This window comes from Streptomyces zhihengii (assembly GCF_016919245.1).
Taxonomy (GTDB): Bacteria; Actinomycetota; Actinomycetes; order Streptomycetales; family Streptomycetaceae; genus Streptomyces; species Streptomyces zhihengii.
The window spans coordinates 812714-834347 of the sequence record NZ_JAFEJA010000002.1 but is presented as its reverse complement, the minus strand read 5'-3'; the positions used below and the strand labels follow the sequence as shown (position 1 = coordinate 834347).

Sequence of the window (21634 nt, the reverse complement as noted above, 5' to 3'; positions counted from 1 at the left end):
GGTGCCATCAGGGCAGCAGGCGCGTGCGCAGGCGGCGGCGATCACTCCGGGGCGCCAGGCGCCGGTGACGGAGGCCGCGCCCGCGGACCGGGTCCGGGCCCTGTTCGGCAGTCACCGGCTGTCCCCGGGGCAGCGCCGGATCGCCCAGTACATGATCGACCATCTGACCGAGGCCGCGTTCCTGTCGATCACGGACCTCGCCGAGCGGGTCGGGGTCAGCCAGCCGTCGGTGACCCGGTTCGCCACGAGCCTCGGGTACAGCGGTTTCCCCGCGCTGCGGGAGGCGTTGCAGCCGATCGCGCTGAGCGCGGTGGCGGGTGTCCAGGAGACGCGGGAGCAGATCCGCCGCAACGAGCTCCAGGCCGCGGTCGACGCCGAGATCGAGAACCTGGAGAGCCTGCGCCGGGTGTTCGCCGACACCGACCAGGTGCTCGACGTGGGCCGGGAGCTGGCCCGTTCGGTGCCGCTGACGGTGCTGGGGCTGCGGATCTCGGTGTCGCTGGCGGAGTACTTCGCGTACGCGGCGCGCCGGATCCATCCCGATGTGCGGCTGGTGACACGTGGCGGGACGGTGGCGTTCGACGCGCTGCTCCAGTCGCGTGAGGCGGGCGGGAGCTGGGTGCTGGCGTACGCGATGCCGCGGCACGCGAACGAGACGCTGGCCGCGCTGCGGGTGGCCCGCGGTACGGGGCTGCGGGTCGCGCTGATCACGGACCTGACGCTGGGGCCGCTGGTCGACGAGGCGGATGTGACGCTGACGGCGGGGACGGGGTCGCGGCTGGTCTTCGACTCGTACGCGGCGCCGGCCGTGCTGTCGGCGGCGGTGCTCCAGGCGATGGCCGACGCGGATCCGGAGCGGACGCAGGCCCGGCTGGAGGGCTATGAGCAGGTGGCCGACCAGCAGGACTTCTTCATCGAGGATTGACCGGCGCCCTCCCCCGGTTCCGCCGTGCGGTGTGGACATCCGGTGTGACCTGCGTGTTCGGTGTGGACGTCCGGCGACCGTCGTGCATGTAATTTTTCATACCCTTGCGTACTCGACGGTATATATATTTACTTCTCCTGGCGGCCGCTTCCCGTGTCCACGGAGCCCGGCCGCCGCATCCCCGAACATCCGGTGACGGCGCTTCCTCCTCGCGCCGGGCTCCGGTGTTCAGCCCGGGCACTCCGCCGTACCGCGGAATGTCCGTTGGCGGTCCCGGTCAACCCCTGGGCCGGGACCGCCACAAGCCCCGCTCCCCCGGCCTCGCGCCGGGGGCCCTCAGGCGAGCTGCCGGCGCACCAGCGCGTGCAGCCGCCCGCCGGGATCGGCCAGCAGGTCGGCCGGGCGGCCCTCCTCCACGATCCGCCCCGCGTCCATCACCAGGACCCGGTCGGCGTCGAGCACGGTGCTGAGCCGGTGGGCGATGACGACCCGGGTGGCGTTCAGCGCGCGGGTCGACGCGATGACGGTGCGCTGGTTCTCGTTGTCGAGGGCGCTCGTCGCCTCGTCGAGGAAGAGGATCCGCGGCCGGCGCACCAGGGCCTGGGCGATCATCAGCCGCTGGCGCTGCCCGCCGGAGATCGCGCCGCCCTGCGCGATCATGGTGTGCAGGCCCATGGGCATGCGCCGGATGTCGTCGGCGAGGCCGGCCATCTCGGCCGCGGCCCACACCTCGTCCTCGTCGAAGCTCCCCGCGCCGCTGATGCACTCGCGGACGGATCCCGTCAGCGGCTGGGCGTTCTGGAGCACCACACCGCACTGGCGGCGCACCGCGGCCCGGTCGAGGGCGGAGAGGTCCTGCCCGTCGTAGAGGACCGCCCCGGTGTCCGGCCGCTCGAAGCCGATGAGCAGCCGCAGCAGCGTGGACTTGCCGCAGCCGCTCGGGCCGACGACGGCGACGAACTCGCCGGGGGCGATGCTCAGCGAGACGTCGTCGAGGATCGCGGGGCCGTCGCCGGTGTAGCGGAACGACACGCCCCGGGCCTCGACGGCGCCGGTCAGCGTGCCGGGCCGGCCGCCGGCGCCGCGGACCTCGGGCAGTTCGTCCAGGATCGGCCGCACCTGCTCGAACATCGGCAGCACCGCGACGGCGGACACCAGCACGCCGGTGAGCTGGGTGACGGCGGCCAGCAGCATGGTGGCCGCCGCGTTGAAGGTGAGGAACTCGCCGGCCGACATGCTGTCCCGCGCCGGGCCGGCGAGCAGCATGAACATCACCAGCGTGCACAGCGGCAGGTAGACCGCGTCGAGCACGCCCGTCCAGTTCCTGATCCGGCCCACCCGCTGCTGGAGTTCGCGGGTGCGGGCGAACTCCCCCGCCCAGGCGGCGTACGCGAAGCCCTCCGCGGCCGCGACCCGCAGCTTCGGCAGCCCGCGCAGGGTCTGGAACGCCTGGTTGTTGAGCTTGTTGCCCAGTTCGACGAGCCGGCGCTGCCCGCGCACCTGCCACAGCCCCATCACCAGGAAGACGGTGGCGATGACGAGCAGCATGCCGATGGCCGCGAGGGCGAGCGGGACGCTGAACCAGAGCAGCAGGGCCACGTTGACGAGCCCCACGGTGCCGGACTGGACGGCGACCGGGGCGATGCCGGAGAGCACCCGGCGCATCGAGCTGATGCCCATGGCGGCGCTCGCCAGTTCGCCGGTGGAGCGCTCGGTGAAGAAGCGCGCCGGCAGCCGCAGCAGCCGGTCCCAGACGGCGGGCTGGAGGGTGCTCTCGATACGGCCCTCCATCCGCAGGATGGTGAGGTTCTGCATCAGCATGTACGCGGCGGACACCACGGCCGCGATCATGACGGCGACGGCGGTCGTCACGATCGGCCCGGTCTCCGCGTTCGGGACGTACTCGCCGAGCACCCGTCCGGTGGCGAGCGGGACCAGCGCGCCGACCAGGACGGTGACCAGGCCGCCGAGCAGCAGCCTGCGCAGGTCGGGGGCGGATCCGCGCAGGGCGAAGCGGGCCAGCCCGCGCAGGCTCGCGGGGGTGTCCGGCAGCGGGCGGCAGAACATGGTCGCCCGGGGCTCGAAGCCGTCCGCCTCGTCCCTGCCCACGCGGGTGCGCGAGCCGGTGACCGGGTTCAGCGCCTCGTAGCGGCCGCGCCGCCACAGCAGCGCGACCGGGGCGCCGGAGGCCGCGCGGTGGCCGACCAGCGGGCCGGCGTCGGTCCGCCACCAGTCGCCGGTGAGCCGGACGGGGCGGGTGCGGATCCGGGCGGCGGCGGCCACCCGCTCGACCGGCGGCAGACGCTCGTCGTCGGCGCCGCCGCGCGGGACGTCCGGCAGGTCGATGCCCGAGGCCCGGGCGACGGCCGCGCACACGGCGAGGACCGCGTCGTCGCCACCGGCGCCGAGCGGTGCCCGGCCGCCGGAGCGCCTGCCGATGGAGTCGGCCAGCGCCCGGTCGGCCCGGGCGCGCACGTCCTCGCCCGCCCTGATCCCGGCGGCGGCGCGGTCCTCGTGGGCGCGTTCCTGCTCCTCGATCCACTGGTCGACCGCCGCGAGCAGGCGGTACTGCTGGTTCACCATGCGCTGCCACAGGGCGCCGTCGACGAGCAGGTCGCCCGCGAAGTCCGCGCCGTGCGCGGCCCCGTGGCGGACGCCGCCCGGGTCGACGGGCATCCACAGCACGTCGTCGTCGGCCGTGCCGCCCTCGCCGGCGGGGCGGCTGTCGAGCGGGGCCTGGAAGAGCACGCCGAGGCCGCGCCCGACCCCGAGCGCGAAGGCGTACTCCGTACCGGCCCAGGGGTCGGTACGCGGGGCGGGGTGGTGGTCCCCGGGGCCGTGCGGTCCGGCGCCGGTGGCCCACGGGTCGGCGGCGTACGGGGCGACGCCGTACGGGTCGTTGGTGTACGGGGCGGTGGCGTAGTCGTTGGCGTACGGGTCGGTGGCGTACGGCTCCGGGTACAGCTCGCGCAGGGGGACGCGGCGCAGCAGGCACTCCGAGGAGGGGCGTCCGACCAGGGTGTGACGGGGGCCGTCGACGGGGCCGATCAGCAGGGTGCCCGCCTCCAGCCGGCCGAGGAAGTGCCAGTGGCCCTCCTCGGCGGCGTCGACCGCGAACAGGTCCAGGAAGCCTCCGGCCACCAGCCAGAGCACCTGCGGGCCCTCCAGGTTGAGGCTGCGGAGCCCGGTGGTGTCGACGGGGCCGCCCAGGGCGCCGAACGCCGCGACGACGGGGTCGGTGTGCGCGGCGGCGGGGGCGTGGCCCGCCGCACGGGGGCGGGGGACGGACATGCCGCCGTCGTACGGGGCAGGGGGGACGGACACCTCAGCGCTCCTTGACGAGTTCGGCGTAGGCCCCGCCGGCGGCGACCAGGTCCTCGTGCCGGCCGCGCTCCACGACCGAGCCGTGGTCGAGGACCACGATCTCGTCGCTGTCGCGCACCGTGCTGAGGCGGTGGGCGATGACCACACAGGCGCAGCCGCGTCTGCGGATGTTGTCGATGACGACCCGCTCGGTCTCCGCGTCGAGCGCGCTGGTGACCTCGTCGAGCACGAGGACGCTGGGGCGTCGGACGAGCGCCCGGGCGATCTCCAGGCGCTGGCGCTGGCCGCCGGAGAAGTTGCGGCCGTCCTGTTCGACGCGCCCGTGGATGCCGTCGGCCCGGGCGGACACGACGTCGAGGACGGCGGCGTCGCGCAGGGCGGCGGCGACGGCCTCGTCGGTGATCGACGGGTCCCACAGCGCGACGTTGTCCCGCACGGTGCCCTCGAAGAGGAAGACGTCCTGGTCGACGAAGGAGACCGAGGCGGCGAGCGCGCTGCGCGGGATGTCCTCCAGGCGCTCGCCGTCGATGCGGACGGTGCCCTCCCAGGGCCGGTACAGGCCCGAGATCAGCCGGGAGACGGTGGACTTGCCGCTGCCCGAGCCGCCGACGAGCGCGACCTGCCGCCCCGGTCCGACGGCCAGCGAGAAGCCCCGCAGCAGGGGCGCGTCGAGGGGGCTGTAGCCGAAGGTGATGTCCTGGAGCACGACATGGCCCTTGAGCCTGCGGGTGCTGGGGGCGGGCGCCTCGCGGGAGCAGAGGCCGTCCACGGGGAAGTTCTCCACGTCCTTGAGCCGGGCGACGTCCGCGGCGAAGTCCTGGATGCGCCCGGCCACGGAGTTGAGGCGGGTGATCGGGGCGGTGAAGCGGGCGACCAGCGCCTGGAAGGCGACCAGCAGACCGATCGAGAGGTGCCCCTCGACGGCCCGCAGTCCGCCGATCCACAGGATGAGGGCGCTGTTGAGGGTGGCCAGGGCCGGCGCGACGACCGCGAGGAAGGCGCTGGGCACCCCGAGGCGCTGCTGGACCTCCAGGGTCGTGGCGTGCTGCCCGGCCCAGCGGCGGAACCAGCCGTCCTCGCCGCCGGTGGCCTTCATCGTCTCGATGAGCTGGAGCCCGGTGTAGGAGGTGTTGGTGAGCCGGGCGCTGTCGGCGCGCAGCTTCTGGGTGTCGGTGGCGCGCAGCCGCAGCACGATCCGGATGGCCACCACGTTGAGCAGGGCGATGCCCACGCCGAAGACGGTGAGCTGGGGGTCGTAGCTCCACAGCAGGGCGGCGTAGAGGACGACCACCACCCCGTCGACGGCGGCCGCCGCCAGGTCGCGCGCGAGGGTCTCCGCCACCGCGTCGTTGGACTGGAGCCGCTGCACCAGGTCGGCCGGGCTGCGCTGGGCGAAGAACGTCACGGGCAGCCGCAGCAGATGTCTCAGGAACCGGGCGCTGCCGAGAGTGGAGGAGATGACGCGGCCGCGCAGCAGGTTCGCCTGCTGGAGGCCGGTGAGCACGGCGGTGAGCACCACCAGGGCGGCCAGCGACGCGAACAGCGTGCCGAGCAGCGAGGTCTGTCCGCCGATCAGGAACAGGTCGATGTAAGTGCGGCTGAGCGCGGGGACGGCGGCGCCGACGGCGACCAGCAGCAGGCTGGCGAGGAGTGCCGCGAGGAGGGTGCCGGTGGTGCCGCGCAGCCGGGCGGGGACGGCGCCGAGGACGCCGGGCCTGCGGCCGCCCCGGGTGAAGTCCGGGCCGGGTTCGAGGACGAGGGCGACCCCGGTGAAGCTGGTGTCGAAGTCCTGGTCGGACACGAACCGGCGTCCCCGGTCGGGGTCGTTGATGTGCACGCCGCGGCGGCCGGGGCGGCGGGCCGGGCCGTCGTAGACGACGTAGTGGTTGAACTCCCAGAAGAGGATGGCGGGCGCCCGGACGCCGGCGAGGGCGGTGGCCTCCATCTGCATGCCCTTGGCGGTGAGTCCGTAGCCGCGGGCCGCCTTCAGGATGTTGCTCGCCCGGGAGCCGTCGCGGGAGACGCCGCAGGCGATGCGGAGTTCCTCCAGCGGCACATGGCGTCCGTGGTGGGCGAGGACCATGGCGAGCGCGGCGGCGCCGCACTCGACGGCCTCCATCTGGAGCACGGTCGGGGTGCGGACCGCCTTCGGCCTGGGCTGCCCGCGCTTCGGGCCCGCCCGTCGGCCGCCCCGGCGGCCGGAGCGCGCCGGCTCCGGGCGGTGTCTGCGGCGGCCGCCGGGCTCCAGGCGCCGCTGGGCGGGGGCGGCGGTGTCGCCTGCGGGGGTCACGGCAGCAGCCAATCGATCGGGTGCTGGGCGTCGGTGTGGACCGAGCCGCTCGCGAGGGTCATGGATTCGAGGGCGTGGGGCGGGCCGCCGGAGGTGGACCAGGCGTAGCCGGACGCGGTGCGCGGATCGGGGTCGAGCTCCACGAGCACGGCGACGGGCAGGCCCTCGGCGGAGAACTGCTCGCCGAGCTGACCGCTGCCGAGGAAGGCGGTGATGCGCCGGCTGGTCTCGGCGGTCCGGCCGACGGACTTCACCGTGCCGCGCAGCACTCCGTACCGCTGGGCGGCGACGGACTGCACGTTGAGGTCGACCCGCGCCCCGACGGGGACGTCGGGGCCGCTGCCCGCGGGCACGTAGAGGACGGCCAGCAGGGGGTCGCCGGCGGAGCGGGCGCGTTCGACGGCGGCCACGTCGCCGCCGGTGGTGACGACGGAGCCGATCGCGGCGACGAGGGCGGTGACCCGGCCGGCGGCGATGGTGCGCACGACGGTGTCGCCGCCCGCGGTGCGGACCTTCAGCAAGGGGGCGTCGGCGGCGACGCGTTCGCCCTCCTCGGCGAGCACCTCGGTGACCTGGCCGGAGACCGGGCTCTGGAGCACGTAGCTGCCCTGGGCGTGGGTGAGCACGCCGGGCGCGGTGACGGTGGAGGTCACGGTGCCGGTGACCGCCCACACCGCCGCGGCGGCCATGGCGGCGAGGGTGACCGCGAGGACGAGCAGCCCCTGGGGGCGCGCGTAGCGCACCGGGATGTCGATGTCCTCGGGCGACCGCAGTCTGGAGAGGGCCTGTTGGCGGAACTGCACGACACGCTTCCCTGGGCTGCCGGGGGATGTTCCGTGCCGCCTCCCGTACCGGGAGGGCTCGACGGAGCGTCCCGTCCTACGGGCCGTGCGCGGCACGGCGGGGGCTGACGGCCGTGTGCCCCGGAACCTGGCTGGTTCCGGGGCACACGGCACGGCGGTGCCGGCAGAGCGGGCCGGCGGGCCGCGGCGGTCCTGTGGACCGGGAGACCTTACAGACCGGCGACGAGGCCGGTGACCGGGCCGGTGAGGGCGGCGGTGTTGATGCCGGTGGCGCCCTCGACGACACCGGTCACGGTGGCGACGGTGCCGGAGACCGGGGCGATGCTGTCCAGAGCGGCGGTGGCGTTGCCGACCACGGCGCTGTGGAGGCCGCCGGCCACGTTGTCCAGCTCGCTGTCGGAGATCTCCTGGGTGGGGACGAAGTTCATGGAGAAGCTTCCCTTCGGATGGATGGTGCGAATCTGACGGCGTCCGGCTGTCCGATCGGTTCGCCGGCCGCCTGCGGGGGTGGGGGGAGATTCCCGGGTCAGGACCAGGAATCGCTTTCCCGCGGTGCGAAGGATCAAAGCACGTATGCGTGTTGACGGCCCAATCCCGAACGGGCCGCGACAGGCCGTTCGGGGCCTTTTCGCGGCGCCTTATCGCGGGAACGTGCACGCCTCTACATGAATCGGGGCCACCTTCTTCACGGGATCGCCCGGGAGGGGGCGCCGGCCCGCCGAACAGCCGTGAAGACAAACGGGACATGCCCGCACAGAGAGCTGTTTCCCCAGGTCAGCGACTTGCCTACGGTGCGGAGACAATGTGCCGCCTGAGCATTCGCTGTGCAGATCCGACGGAGGGACCGGAATGCGGGCGCCACGTCACACGGCCTTCACATGTCAGGGGCGCGGCATTTCGCCGCGCCCCTGAATTCGCTCACCCCGCGCGCCCGCCGCATCCGGCGGGCCCGCTCACCGCATTCAGCCGCCGTCCGCCTCCGGCTGCGGCGGCGGGGCGATGATTTCCGTGTGCAGCGCCGCCGCGTACGCCTCGTCCGGGTCGAGCCGGCGCAGTTCCTCCGCGATGAGTTCGGCGGTGCTGCGCACCTTCAGGGCGAGCACCCGGTTCGGCTGGCCGGGGATGGCCAGCCGGGCGACGGGCCCCTCCGGCCGGTCGATGTGGATCTCCCCGTCGGCCGTGCGCAGCCGTACGGCGGTGACGACGGGGCCGGCCGTGACGACCTGCTCCACCGGCACGCCGAGGCGGGCGCAGAACCAGCGGGCGAGCAGTTCGGCGCTCGGGTTCTCCGCCTCGCTCTCCACCACCGCCGACAGCACCTCGGTCCGCGCCTGGTCGAGGGCGGCGGCGAGCATGGAGCGCCAGGGGGTGAGGCGCGTCCAGGCGAGGTCGGTGTCGCCGGGCTCGTATCCGTCGGCGCGGGCGGCGAGTTCGCGCAGCGGCTCCTCGACGGCGTAGGTGTCGGTGATCCTGCGCTGGGCGAGGGAGCCGAGCGGGTCCCGGGCCGGGACCGGGGGCGCGTCGACGGGCCACCAGACGACCACGGGGGCGTCGGGGAGCAGCAGCGGGAGCACCACCGAGTCGGCGCGGTCGGCGAGTTCGCCGTGCAGCCGCAGCAGCACGGTCTCCCCCGCGCCGGCGTCGCTGCCGAGGCGCACCTCGGCGTCGAGGCGGGTGTCGTGGCGGTCCCGCGGGGAGCGGGCGTGCCGCTTGATGACGACGAGGGTGCGCGAGGGGTGCTCGCGCGAGGCGTCGCCCGCGGCCCTGATGGCGTCGTAGGCGTTCTCCTCGTCGGTGACGATGACCAGGGTGAGGACCATGCCGACGGCGGGGGTGCCGATCGCGCGGCGGCCCTGCACCAGCGCCTTGTTGATCTTGCTGGCCGTGGTGTCCGTGAGGTCGATCTTCATGGCCTGCGCCAGCTCCGTCCGTCTCGTGCGAGCATCTCGTCGGCTTCCGCCGGGCCCCAGGTGCCCGCCGGGTACTGCGCGGGCGTGCCGTGCCGCGCCCAGTGCTCCTCGATGGGGTCGAGGATGCGCCAGGACTCCTCGACCTCCTCGGTGCGCGGGAACAGGTTGGCGTCGCCGAGCAGGACGTCGAGGATGAGCCGTTCGTACGCCTCGGGGCTGGACTCGGTGAAGGACTCGCCGTAGGCGAAGTCCATGGTCACGTCGCGCAGTTCCATGGAGGTGCCGGGGACCTTGGAGCCGAAGCGCATGGTCACGCCCTCGTCCGGCTGCACCCGGATGACCAGGGCGTTCTGCCCCAGCTCCTCGGTGGCGGTGGAGTCGAACGGGGAGTGCGGGGCGCGCTGGAAGACCACCGCGATCTCGGTGACCCGGCGCCCCAGCCGCTTGCCGGTGCGCAGGTAGAACGGCACCCCTGCCCAGCGGCGGTTGTCGATGCCGAGTTTGACGGCCGCGTAGGTGTCGGTCGTCGAGCGGGGCGCGATGCCGTCCTCCTGGAGGTAGCCGACGGCCTGTTCGCCGCCCTGCCAGCCCGCCGCGTACTGGCCGCGCACGGTGTGCAGTCCCAGGTCGTCGGGGAGCCTCACGGCCCGCAGCACCTTCAGCTTCTCGGTGACGAGGGAGGAGGCGTCGAAGGCGGCGGGCTCCTCCATCGCGGTCAGCGCGAGCAGCTGGAGCAGGTGGTTCTGGATGACGTCGCGGGCGGCGCCGATGCCGTCGTAGTACCCGGCCCGGCCGCCGATGCCGATGTCCTCGGCCATGGTGATCTGCACATGGTCGACGTACGACCGGTTCCAGACCGGCTCGAACAGGGTGTTGGCGAACCGCAGCGCCAGGATGTTCTGGACGGTCTCCTTGCCCAGGTAGTGGTCGATCCTGAAGACCTCGTCGGGCGCGAAGACGTCGTGGACGATCGCGTTGAGGTCCTCGGCGCTGGCCAGGTCGTGGCCGAACGGCTTCTCGATGACCGCGCGGCGCCAGGAGCCGGCGGGCGCGTCGGACAGGCCGTGGTCCTTGAGCTGCTGCACGACCTTGGGGAAGAACTTGGGCGGCACCGAGAGGTAGAAGGCGAAGTTGCCGCCGGTGCCCTGGGCCTTGTCGAGGTGCTCGACGGTCGCCCTGAGCTGTTCGAAGGCGCTGTCGTCGTCGAAGTCGCCCTGGACGAAGCGCATCCCCTCGGCGAGCTGCTGCCACACCTCCTCGCGGAAGGGGGTGCGGGCGTGCTCGCGGACGGCGTCGTGGACCTCCTGGGCGAAGTCCTGGTCGGCCCAGTCGCGGCGGGCGAATCCGACGAGCGAGAAGCCCGGGGGCAGCAGGCCGCGGTTGGCGAGGTCGTAGACGGCGGGCATCAGCTTCTTGCGGGACAGGTCTCCGGTGACTCCGAAGATCACCAGCCCGGAGGGGCCGGCGATCCGCGGCAGTCTCCGGTCGAGCGGGTCCCGCAGCGGATTCTCCCAGCCGCTGTTCTCCGACATGGGGTCAGTCCTCCTTGTGCGAACGGCGTTTCGAGTGCGTCCGCTCCGAGGATCGCACCTGCGCCCGTCCGGGGCCCGTTTCGGCCCGCTGCGGCCGCGTCGCGCGGCACCCGCCGGGGCGGTCGCGTCCCGAGCGGCCCCGGGAGGCGGTGACGTTCCCGGGTACGCGGCGGCCCCCGGGAGCGGGGCGCTCCCGGGGGCCGGCCGTCGCGGGGGCGCCGCGCGGCGGCCCGGCACGGTGAACGCTCCCGGGGCGCCGCGCGGCCCGCCTCCCGGGCCCGGTGTCAGCCGGTGACGGGGGTGATCCGCACCGGGCAGTGCATCCGGCGGTCGCGGCCGGCCGGGCGCTGCGGGCCGGCCAGCCGCAGCCGGACGGTGTGGCGGACGTCGTCGGCCGAGCTCGACGACGCCAGCCGCAGCTCCAGCTCGCCCGGCTCGACGATCCGCTCGCCGCCCAGGCCGGTGAACGACGCCAGGTCCGCGTGGAAGCGGAAGCCCACCCGCGCCGCCTCCCCGGCGGCCAGCGGCACCCGGGCGTAGCCCACGAGCCGCGCGTGCGGGCGGGTGGTCTGGGCGACCGGGTCGTGGAGGTAGAGCTGCACGACCTCGGCGCCGTCCCGCGCACCGGTGTTGCGGACCACCACCTCGACGTGGGCCTGGCCGTCGGTGGCGATCTCCCCCGGCACCGGTGCCCCGGCCTCCCAGGCGAACGACGTGTACGACAGGCCGTGGCCGAACGGGTAGAGAGGGGTGGGGTCGAGGTTGCTGACACCGCCCGCGAGACCGAGCGGCGGCTGGAGGTACGTCCAGGGCTGGCCGCCGGGCCCGTAGGGCACGGAGACGGGCAGCCGGCCCGAGGGGTTGACCCGCCCGGACAGCACACCGGCCAGCGCGGGCCCGCCCTCCTCGCCGGGGAAGAATGCCTGCACCACGGCGGCCAGCCGGTCGGCCCAGCGGCCCAGCGCGTAGGGGCGGCCGGTCACCAGGACGGCGACGACGGGTGTGCCCGTGGCGAGGAGGGCGTCCAGCAGCTCGCCCTGGACGCCGGGCAGGGACAGGTCGGCGGCGTCGCACCCCTCCCCCGAGGTACCGCGTCCGAACAGGCCGGCCCGGTCGCCGACGACGGCGACGCAGACGTCGGCGTCGCGGGCGAGCGCCACGGCGTCGGCGATGCGCGAGGTGTCGGGGCCGGTCACGTCGCAGCCCTCGGCGAACCGCACCGCGGCCCGGGGGAACTCCCCGGTGAGGGCGGCGAGGACGGTGGGGATGTCCACCCCGACGGGGACGCCGGGGTGGGAGACGCCCACATGGCCGGGGAAGGAGTAGCAGCCCAGCATGGCGAGGGGGTCGTCCGCGCGGGGGCCGACCACGGCGACGCGGGCGGGCGCGTCCAGCGGGAGCACTCCCCCGTTGTCGGCGAGCAGGACGACGGACCGCTCGGCGAGCAGCCGGGCCGTCTCGCGGTTGGCGGGCGTGTCGAGGTCCACGGTGCCGCGCACCGTCTCGGGTGCGGGCGCCTCGTCGGAGCCGGCGAGGACGGGGGGCAGCGGGGACCAGTCGGCGTCCAGCAGGCCGAGCGCGCACTTCTGGAGCAGCACCCGCCGCAGCGCCCGGTCGACGAGCGCCTCGGGCACCGCGCCGTCGCGCACGGCGGCCACGAGCGCCTCGCCGTAGGAGCGGACGGTCGGCAGCTCGACGTCGACGCCCGCGGCGAGCGCGACCCGGGCGGCGTCCGCGCGGTCGGCGGCGACCTTGTGCAGGGTCTCCAGGAAGCCGATGCCGAAGTAGTCGGCCACGACGGTGCCGGTGAAGCCCCAGTCGTCGCGGAGCAGTCCGGTCAGCAGCCGGGGGTCGGCCGCCGCGGGGACGCCGTCGATCTCGGCGTAGGAGTGCATCACCGAGCGGGCGCCGCCGTCGCGCAGGGCCATCTCGAACGGGGGGAGGATGACGTCGGCCAGTTCACGGGCGCCGGCGCGCACCGGGGCGAGGTTGCGGGCGCCGGCCGAGGCGGAGTAGCCGGCGAAGTGCTTGAGGGTGGCGACGACTCCGGCCGACTCCAGTCCCCGGACGTAGGCGGTGCCGATGGTGGCGACCAGGTACGGGTCCTCGCCGACGGTCTCCTCGACCCGGCCCCAGCGCAGGTCGCGGACGACGTCGAGCACGGGGGCGAGTCCCTGGTGGACGCCGACGGAGCGCAGGTCGTCGCCGATCCGGCGGGCCATCCGGGTGACGAGCTCCGGGTCGAAGGCGGCGCCCCAGGCCAGCGGCACGGGGTAGGCGGTGGCGCCCCAGGCGGTGAAGCCGGCGAGGCACTCCTCGTGGGTGAGCGCGGGGATGCCGAAACGGTTCGCCTCGACGATCCGCCGCTGGGCCCTGGCCAGTGCCAGGGCGCCGGTCGCCGGGTCCACGGGCGCGGTGCCGAAGGGCCGGGTGAGCTGGCCGAGTCCGCGGGTGATCAGGGTGTCCCAGTCGACGGGGTCCACCATGTCGTTCTGGTGCGGCGCCACGCCGTCGCCGTCGGTGTCCGCGCCCACCCACACGCCGTAGAGCTGGGCGGTCTTCTCCTCCAGCGTCATCCGTCCGATGAGGTCGCTCACCCGCTCCCCGGGGGCGAGCGAGGCGTCGCGCCAGGGACCGGAGGGGTGGTGCGGGGCGGGCGCGGCGCCGGTGACGGACGCGCCGGACGCGGGCGGTGCGTCCGGTGCAGGGGGGATGGCCATCGGGCAGGTGTTCCTCTCGTCGTTGCGGGCCGGGACGGGCGGGCGGCCGGAGGAGGGCTTCCTCACTTGCCGCCGACTCCCATCAGGCCGTTGATCAGGGCGCGCCGGGCGAAGAGGTAGACCGTGAAGATCGGGATCACGGAGAGCACGACGGCGGCGAGCAGCGCGGGCACGTTCAGCCCGAACTGGCCCATGAAGTTGAAGAGTCCGAGGGTCAGCACACGCTGCTCCTCCGACTGGGTGAGGATGAGGGGAAAGAGGAAGCCGTTCCACGCCTGGAGCGCGGAGAAGATCACCACGGTGCTGATGCCCGCCCGGCTCATCGGGACGGTCAGCGTCCACAGCATCCGCAGCGGCCGGGCGCCGTCCAGCGCCATCGCCTCGTACAGCTCCTCGGAGATGTCGCGCATGGTGGAGGTCAGGACCAGCACGGCGACGGGCATCGCGAAGGCGGCGGTGGGCAGGATGATCGCGAGCAGGGTGTCGTACATGCCCATCTCGGCGATGAGCATGTACAGCGGTACGACCACCGCCTGCGCCGGGATCGCCACCCCGAGCAGGAAGGTCCGGAAGACCGCCATGGAGGCGCCGCTGCGGGTGCGCACGGCGACGTAGGCGACCGGCACGGAGAACACCAGGACCAGGGCGACGGTCGCCACGGCGACCACGGCCGTGTTCCCCATCAGGGTGAGGAAGCCGCTGTCCAGGACGAAGCCGTAGTTGTCGAGGGTGGGATCGGCGGGCGGGGCCAGCGGGTTGCCGGACAGCGCCTGGTCCTGCCGGGTCAGCGAGGACGACAGCAGGGTGTACAGCGGCAGCAGCACGACGACGAGCCAGACGAGCGCGCCCGCGCCGGCGACCGGGTTCCCGAGGCGGCGCGGACGGCGGCCGGGGCGGGCGGCGGTGGAGTGCGCGGACATCGCGGTCACATCCCTTCCCTGGTGGAGCGCATCGCGCCGAAGCCGCTGAACCTGACCATCAGCAGCGACAGTCCGGTCGCGACGACGACGAGCGCGGTGGCGACGGCGCTGGCGTAGCCGAGGTCGTAGCTCTGGAAACCGACGCGGTACATCAGGTACGGCACGATGGTGGTGTCGGTGCCCGGCCCGCCCTTGGTCATGATCAGCACGGTGTCGAAGTAGGTCAGCGAGCCGACGATCATGAGCACCGACGAGGTGGTGACGGTGTTCTTGAGCTGCGGCAGGGTGATCGAGAAGAACTGCCGCAGCGGGCCCGCGCCGTCGATCGCGGCGGCCTGGTAGAGGACTTGCGGGATCTGCCGCATCCCGCCCTGGTAGATCAGGGTGTGGAACGGCATGAACTGCCAGCCGCCGACGAAGGCGACGGTGAGCAGCGCCCCGGTGGAGGTGCCGAGGATGTTCGGGTCGATGCCGAACCAGGGCCCGATCTCCTTGACGACGCCGAAGTTGGGGTCGAGCAGGGCGTGAAAGAGCACGGAGATCGCCGTGGTGGAGAGCAGCAGCGGCAGGAAGAACACCGCGGACAGCACGGCCCGGTTGCGCTGCCGGCCGGCCGCCCAGACACCGAGCAGCAGGGCGACGGGCGTCTGGAAGAGCCAGCTGACGACGGTGAGCAGCGCGCTCAGCCGGGCGGCCTGGAGGAACTCGGGGTCGCCGAACAGGCGGGTCCAGTTGTCGAGGCCGACCGGGGTGGGCGAGGTGAGCCCGTCCCAGGACGTGAAGGACAGGTAGACGGCGAGTCCCATCGGCACGACGGCGAACAGGCCGAAGAACAGGAGGCCGGGCACGGCCCAGGCCACGGAGGGGCGGCCGGACGCCCGGCGCCCGTCCGCCGCACGGCGGCGGGGCCGAGGGCCCGCCGCCGCGCCGGTCCGCTGCTTCTCGAGCGGTGTGGTGAGTGTCGTCATGGCTACGTGAGGGCCTTGAGCGCCGCGACGAACTGCTCGGGTGTGGACCTGCCGGCGAAGAGCTTGTTGATCTCCGTCAGCATCGGGGTGGCCTGGTCGGCCTCCAGGGCCTGGTCCCAGGAGAGAGTGAAGTCGGGGGCGCGCTGGACCATCTCGTACTGGAAGGCGGCGAAGCCGGGGTTGGGCGAGGAGGCCAGCGTCTCGCCGGCGTCCGCGGTCGTGGGGATGTCGCCGTTGGCGACGAGGGCCTTGGTGTAGTCCTGCGAGGCCATGTGCTTGAGGAACGCGAGGGCGGCGTCCTTGTGCTTGGTCCGCGCGTTGACGGACCAGTAGTTGGTCGGGTTGCCGACCACGTTGCCGGCGTCGCCCGTGCCGCCGGTGACGGTGGGGAAGGCGGTCCAGCCGAGGTCCTTCGCGGCGAAGTCGGGGGCCTTGCCGAGCTGGGTCGAGTACTCCCAGGAGCCCATCAGGTGCATGGCGGCCTTGCCCTGGGCGAACAGCGCGGGGGCGCCGCCGTTGGAGTAGGAGACGGAGGTGAAGTTCTTGCCGAACGCACCGTCGTCGACGAGCTGCTTCGCCATCGTGGCGGCCCGCAGGACGGCCGGGTCGCCCCAGGCGGAGGAGTCGCCGTTCTGGATCTTGCGGAAGACGTCGGCGCCGCCGATGCGGTCGAGCAGGTACTCCAGCCACATGAGCTGCGTCCAGGCGTCGGTGCCGCCGAGGGCGAAGGGGGTGATCTTCTTCGCCTTGAAGACGGTGACGGCCTCGGTCAGGTCGTCCCAGGTCTTCGGCGGCTGGAGTCCGTTCTCGGCGAAGAGGGACTTGTTGTAGAAGAGGATCACCGGCTGCATCCCGCGCATCGGGACGCCGTAGACCTTGCCGTCCAGGCTGCCGGCGGTGACGACCGGGGAGAGGAAGCCGTCCTTCAGGACGGGGTCGCTCGCGAAGGCGGAGGTGAGGTCGACGAGCTGGCCGGCGTCGACGTAGGGCTTGATGGAGCCGCCGCCCCAGTTGAAGAAGATGTCGGGGGCGTTGGGCGAGCCCATGGCGGTGCGCAGCTTGTTGACGTACTCGGCGCCGGGCACGGAGACGAGCTTGACCTTGACGTCGGACGTCTTGTTGAACGTCTCGACGGCGGCCTGCTGCACCTTCACGGCGTCATCGCCGTAGACGTACGCGGTGAGGGTGCCGCCCCCTCCCGCCGCGTCCCCGCCGCCCGAACCGCAGCCCGCGAGGACGGCCGCCATGGCCGTGGCGGCGATCGCCGCGGTCCATCGCACCGCTGTCGACCTGCCGCGCGCTCTGTCCGACCCCATACCGCACCTCACCGAAACTTTCGAGTTGCTTGCCGAATGTTGCCGGAACCGTACGAGCGGGTTTCCGGCCCGTCAAGAGGCGGAACGGAGGTTCCACGATCGAAAGTCGGACCTTGCGCGCAAGGGGCGGCAGGCTACGATCGCGGCATGAGACCCGCCAACGCCCACCCCCGGCCGGAGCAGGAGCCGTCGCCCGAGGGGCCTGCCGCGGGCGGTGCCACACTCGCCGCCATCGCCCGAGCGGCCGGGGTGTCCGCCCCGACAGTTTCGAAAGTCCTGAACGGCCGCGCGGACGTCGCCCCGGCCACCCGCACCCGGGTGGAGGCGCTGCTGCGGCAGCACGGCTACCGGCGGCGGCGCAGCCCGGCGCAGCAGTCGCGGATGATCGACCTCGTCTTCCACGAGCTGGAGAGCTCCTGGGCGATGGAGGTCATCAGGGGCGTGGAGAACGTCGCCCGCGAGGAGGGCCTGAGCCTGGTGCTCTCCGAGAGCGCGGGCCGGCTGATGCCGGGGCAGACCTGGGTGGACGGGGTGCTCGCGCGCCGGCCGGCCGGGGTGATCCTGGTGCTCTCCGACCTCGACGCGGCCCAGCGCGCGCAGCTCACCAGCCGCAACATCCCGTTCGTCGTGGTCGACCCGGCCGGCGACCCGGGCGACGACCTCCCGTCGGTGGGCACCACCAACTGGCAGGGGGGCCTGGCCGCCACCCGGCATCTGCTGGAGCTCGGCCACACCCGCATCGGCGTGATCGGCGGGCCGTCCCGGATGATGTGCAGCCGCGCGCGGATAGACGGCTACCGTTCCGCGCTGGAGGCGGCGGGGGTGCCCGTCGACCCGGAGCTGCTGCGCGAGGGCGACTTCCACCACGAGGCCGGACACGCGGCGGGCATGGAGCTGCTGCGCCTGCCCGACCGGCCGACGGCGGTCTTCACCGGCAACGACCTCCAGGCCCTCGGGCTCTACGAGGCCGCCCGGGAGCTGGGCCTGCGCATTCCCGAGGACCTGAGCGTGGTCGGTTTCGACGACCTGCCGCTCGCGCGCTGGGTCGGACCGCCGCTGACCACGGTGCGCCAGCCGCTGACGGAGATGGCGGAGGCGGCCGCCCGGCTGGTGCTCGACCTGGGGCGCGGGCGGCGTCCTGCGGCCACCCGGGTCGACCTGGCCACCACGCTGGTGGTGCGCCACAGCACGGCTCCGCGCCGGAACTGACCGGAGCCGCCGGAGGGGCGGCCGGGACCACTCGGTCCCGGCCGCCCCTCCGGCGTATCGGCGAGCAGACGCCCCAAGATCCGCCCTGACTTCAAGAGTTGAAGCATTTTCCCACTCGTGCACCCCCCTGGCCGATACCAGAGGCCCCCGGGGCCGCCTCGCGTGCCACTACTGAAGGAACGCAGCCTTTTCCATCTCGTTAACAATTCACTTCTTGACGTCGGACTTCACGCCGAGTTGACTTCCCCTACCTCGGCCGCCCAGTCGGCCATGTCAGGGAGGGTCCCCCAATCGTGAACGCACATCTGCGTCGTGCCGCCGTCGCGGCCGCCGCCACGGCCATGGCCGTCTCGCTCGCCGCGTGCGGCAGTGCCAAGGAGTCCGGCGACAGCGCCAAGGAGCCCGCGGAGAAGAAGGGCAACGACATCACCGTCGGCCTGCTCCTCCCGGAGAACCAGACGGCCCGCTACGAGAAGTTCGACAAGCCGCTGATCGAGGCCGAGATCAACAGCCTCACCCAGGGCAGGGCGAAGGTCGTCTACGCCAACGCCAAGCAGGACGCCAGCCTGCAGACGCAGCAGGTCGACACCATGATCACCAACAAGGTCGACGTGCTGATCGTGGACGCGGTCGACTCGAAGGCCATCGCCGGCGGTGTGAAGAAGGCCAAGGACGCCGGCATCCCGGTCGTCGCCTACGACCGCCTGGCCGAGGGCCCGATCGACGCCTACACCTCCTTCGACAACGAAGAGGTCGGCCACGTCCAGGGCAAGGCGCTGCTGGAGGCCCTGGGCGACAAGGCCGAGGGCGGCCGGATCGTGATGATGAACGGCGCGATCACCGACCCGAACGCCGCGCTGTTCAAGAAGGGCGCGCACGCCGAGCTCGACGGCAAGGTCACCGTCGGCAAGGAGTACGACACCAAGGAGTGGAAGCCGGAGAACGCCAACGCCAACATGGAGGCGGCGATCTCGGCCCTCGGCAAGGACAAGATCGTCGGCGTGTACTCCGCCAACGACGGCATGGCCGGCGGCATCATCACCGCTCTCAAGGCCGCCGGCGTCACCCCGCTCCCGCCCGTCACCGGCCAGGACGCCGAGCTCGCCGGTGTGCAGCGCATCGTCGCGGGTGAGCAGTTCATGAGCGTCTACAAGCCCTACGAGCCGGAGGCCGAGGCGGCGGCCAAGATGGCCGTGGCGCTGGCACAGGGACGTTCGCTGGCCGCGCTCGCCGACTCCAAGGTCGACAGCGCGACGACCAAGGGCATCCCCACCTACCTGGTGCCCGTCGTCTCGCTGACCAAGGAGAACATCAAGGACACCGTCGTCAAGGACGGCGTCTACACGATCCAGGAGATCTGCACCCCGAAGTTCAAGGCGGCGTGCGACGAGCTCGGTCTGAAGTAACCAACAGCGGGAACCGGGCCGAGGCTCCGGTTCCTTCCGGGGCGGTTGTCGTCCCGTGGAAGCCTTTCGGTGTCCCGTCTCCGTCCTTCAGCCCCCGCTGCGGGGACGGGATGCCGGGGGGACACTCGCGTGTGGTGTCGTCCGCACGCGGTTCGTACTGCTCAGCCACCGTGCCGCCCCCAGACAGCGGGGGGTGCGGGATCCCCGCCGGTCAGGCGGCGAAGGAGATGGTTCACGTGTCCGCTACGCCCGTGTTGGCGTTGCGCGGGGTCTCCAAGCGGTTCGGTGCCGTCCAGGCGCTCACCGACGTAGAGCTTGAGGTCCACGCCGGTGAGGTGGTCGCCCTGGTGGGTGACAACGGTGCCGGAAAGTCCACGCTGGTCAAGACGATCGCCGGTGTGCACCCGATCGACGAGGGCGCGATCGAGTGGGAGGGCCGCAAGGTCTCCATCACCCGCCCCCACGACGCCCAGGACCTGGGCATCGCGACGGTCTACCAGGACCTCGCGCTGTGCGACAACATCGACGTCGTCGGCAACCTCTACCTCGGCCGGGAGCTGCGCAAGCGCGGTGTCCTGGACGAGGTGGAGATGGAGCGGCGTGCGCTGGAGCTGCTGAAGACGCTGTCGATCCGGATCCCGAGTGTGCGGATCCCGATCGCGTCGCTGTCGGGCGGTCAGCGTCAGACGGTGGCGATCGCCCGTTCGATGCTGGGCGCGCCGAAGCTGGTGATCCTGGACGAGCCGACCGCGGCGCTGGGCGTGGAGCAGACCGCGCAGGTCCTGGACCTGGTGGAACGGCTGCGCGAGCGGGGTCACGCGGTGATCCTCATCAGCCACAACATGGCGGATGTGAAGGCCGTCGCGGACAAGGTCGCGGTGCTGCGGCTGGGCCGCAACAACGGTGTGTTCGACGTGAAGTCGACCTCGCAGGAAGAGATCATCTCCGCCATCACCGGTGCCACGGACAACGCCGTGACCCGCCGTGCGGCGCGCAACGCGGAGGTCCAGAAGTGACCGGCATCGACAAGACCACCACCACCGCGGACGTGCCGGTCGGCAACCCGGAGGCCGCGCACGACGCGGTCACCGCGGTCGACCCCCGCCTGCTGGTGCGCGAGCAGGGCCTGAAGGGCTACCTGTCGGAGTTCCGGCGCAAGCTCCACGCCGGCGACCTCGGCTCGATCCCGGTCGTCATCGGCCTGATCGTCATCGCGGTGATCTTCCAGAGCATGAACGGGCAGTTCCTCTCCGCGGAGAACCTGTCCAACATCGCCGTGACCATGGTCGCCACCGGCATGATGGCCGTCGGCATCATCTTCGTCCTCCTCCTCGGCGAGATCGACCTGTCCGTCGGCTCCGTGTCCGGCGTCTCCGGCGCCATCGTCGCCGTCCTGTCGGTCACCCACGGCATGAACGAATGGCTCGCCGTCCTGGTCGCCCTCGTGAGCGGCGCCGCGATCGGCGCCCTGCACGGCTTCTTCTTCGCCAAGATCGGCGCCCCCGCGTTCGCCGTCACCCTCGCCGGCCTGCTGTTCTGGCTCGGCTTCATGCTCCAGCTCCTGGGCGAGAACGGCACCATCAACCTCGACGGCGAAGGCGTCGTCGGACAGCTCACCACCTACTACTTCACCGACGTCGCCGCCGCCTACGGCCTCGCCGCCCTCGCCGTCGCCGGCTTCTTCCTCTCCTCCTTCCTCGACAACAAGCGCCGCGCCACCGCCGGCGTCCCCTCCCGCCCCCTGTCCGACATCGTGCTGCGCACCGTCGTCCTCGCGGTGATCGCGTTCGCCGCCGCGGTGATGTTCAACCAGTACAAGGGCCTGCCGCTGGCCCTGGTCCTGTTCCTCGCCGTGCTCGTGATCACCGACTTCGTGCTCCGCCGCACCGCCTACGGACGCAAGATCTTCGCCCTCGGCGGCAGCGTCGAGGCCTCCCGCCGCGCCGGTATCAACGTCACCGCCGTCCGGGTGTCCGTCTTCGCCCTCGCCGGACTCTTCGCCGCCGTCGGCGGACTGTTCTGGGCCTCCAAGATCGCCGCCGCCAACCAGAGCGCCGGCGCCGGCGACCTCCTCATGAACGTCATCGCCGCCGCCGTCATCGGCGGCACCAGCCTCTTCGGCGGCCGCGGACGCACCTGGAACGCCCTCCTCGGCGTCATGGTCATCGTCTCGATCCAGTACGGCCTCGCCCTCGAAGGCATCGCCACCCCGATCCAGTACATGATCACCGGCGGCGTCCTCCTCGCCACCGTCGTCATCGACTCCATCACCCGCAAGACCCAGAAGACCGCAGGCCGCGCCTGAGGTCCG

At 72.8% G+C, this 21634-nt stretch carries 15 protein-coding genes; 5 read left to right on the top strand and 10 right to left on the bottom strand.

The genetic code is table 11. The annotated features are described in order from the left end of the window. Position 1: 1 nt before the first annotated feature. Positions 2–925 (top strand): MurR/RpiR family transcriptional regulator, encoded by a 924-nt coding sequence (locus JE024_RS31430; protein ID WP_205377288.1) that lies wholly within the window; start codon positions 2–4, stop codon positions 923–925. A gap of 336 nt (positions 926–1261) precedes the next feature. Here the strand turns inward: JE024_RS31430 and JE024_RS31425 are convergent, their stop codons facing one another. The 10 genes from JE024_RS31425 to JE024_RS31380 form a co-directional block, all read right to left on the bottom strand. After that, on the bottom strand, positions 1262–4216 hold the full coding sequence (locus JE024_RS31425; RefSeq protein ID WP_205378446.1) for an NHLP bacteriocin export ABC transporter permease/ATPase subunit: 2955 nt from the start codon (positions 4214–4216) through the stop codon (positions 1262–1264). Between the two features lie 34 nt (positions 4217–4250). Continuing rightward, positions 4251–6539 carry an NHLP family bacteriocin export ABC transporter peptidase/permease/ATPase subunit gene (locus JE024_RS31420; RefSeq protein ID WP_205377287.1) on the bottom strand — a complete coding sequence of 763 codons (2289 nt, stop codon included), beginning with the start codon at positions 6537–6539 and terminating at the stop codon, positions 4251–4253. Further along, complete coding sequence (locus tag JE024_RS31415; protein ID WP_205377286.1) at positions 6536–7342, bottom strand: HlyD family efflux transporter periplasmic adaptor subunit; 807 nt, start codon at positions 7340–7342, stop codon at positions 6536–6538. The genes JE024_RS31420 and JE024_RS31415 overlap by 4 nt, the downstream gene beginning before the upstream one ends. Positions 7343–7551: 209 nt before the next feature. After that, positions 7552–7770, bottom strand: a complete 219-nt coding sequence (locus JE024_RS31410) for a type A2 lantipeptide (RefSeq protein WP_205377285.1) — start codon at positions 7768–7770, stop codon at positions 7552–7554. Positions 7771–8304: 534 nt separating this feature from the next. Beyond that, positions 8305–9252, bottom strand: coding sequence for a glucose-6-phosphate dehydrogenase assembly protein OpcA (gene opcA / locus JE024_RS31405; RefSeq protein WP_205377284.1), 948 nt, complete (start codon positions 9250–9252; stop codon positions 8305–8307). Further along, positions 9249–10784 carry a glucose-6-phosphate dehydrogenase gene (gene zwf / locus JE024_RS31400; protein WP_205377283.1) on the bottom strand — a complete coding sequence of 512 codons (1536 nt, stop codon included), beginning with the start codon at positions 10782–10784 and terminating at the stop codon, positions 9249–9251. The genes opcA and zwf overlap by 4 nt, the downstream gene beginning before the upstream one ends. A 284-nt stretch (positions 10785–11068) precedes the next feature. Beyond that, positions 11069–13504, bottom strand: coding sequence for a beta-xylosidase/alpha-l-arabinosidase (locus JE024_RS31395; protein ID WP_205377282.1), 2436 nt, complete (start codon positions 13502–13504; stop codon positions 11069–11071). A 62-nt stretch (positions 13505–13566) separates the two neighbouring features. Then, entirely contained in the window at positions 13567–14424 is an 858-nt protein-coding gene (locus JE024_RS31390; RefSeq protein WP_205378445.1) for a carbohydrate ABC transporter permease, read from the bottom strand. A gap of 5 nt (positions 14425–14429) precedes the next feature. After that, on the bottom strand, positions 14430–15392 hold the full coding sequence (locus tag JE024_RS31385; protein WP_205377281.1) for a carbohydrate ABC transporter permease: 963 nt from the start codon (positions 15390–15392) through the stop codon (positions 14430–14432). Positions 15393–15394: 2 nt separating this feature from the next. Further along, the gene (locus tag JE024_RS31380) at positions 15395–16639 is read right to left on the bottom strand and encodes an extracellular solute-binding protein (protein WP_244883587.1); all 1245 of its coding nucleotides are present in this window, start codon (positions 16637–16639) and stop codon (positions 15395–15397) included. A gap of 216 nt (positions 16640–16855) precedes the next feature. Here JE024_RS31380 and JE024_RS31375 point away from each other — a divergent pair, with 216 nt between their 5' ends. From JE024_RS31375 to JE024_RS31360, 4 genes are all read left to right on the top strand, one after another. Beyond that, entirely contained in the window at positions 16856–17917 is a 1062-nt protein-coding gene (locus JE024_RS31375; protein WP_205377279.1) for a LacI family DNA-binding transcriptional regulator, read from the top strand. Between the two features lie 341 nt (positions 17918–18258). Then, on the top strand, positions 18259–19323 hold the full coding sequence (locus tag JE024_RS31370; RefSeq protein WP_205378444.1) for a substrate-binding domain-containing protein: 1065 nt from the start codon (positions 18259–18261) through the stop codon (positions 19321–19323). A gap of 227 nt (positions 19324–19550) precedes the next feature. After that, positions 19551–20339 (top strand): ATP-binding cassette domain-containing protein, encoded by a 789-nt coding sequence (locus tag JE024_RS31365; RefSeq protein WP_205372873.1) that lies wholly within the window; start codon positions 19551–19553, stop codon positions 20337–20339. Continuing rightward, positions 20336–21628: a sugar ABC transporter permease gene (locus tag JE024_RS31360; RefSeq protein ID WP_205372872.1), complete on the top strand. Its 1293-nt coding sequence runs from the start codon at positions 20336–20338 to the stop codon at positions 21626–21628. Before JE024_RS31365 ends, JE024_RS31360 begins: the two co-directional genes overlap by 4 nt. Positions 21629–21634: the final 6 nt, after the last annotated feature.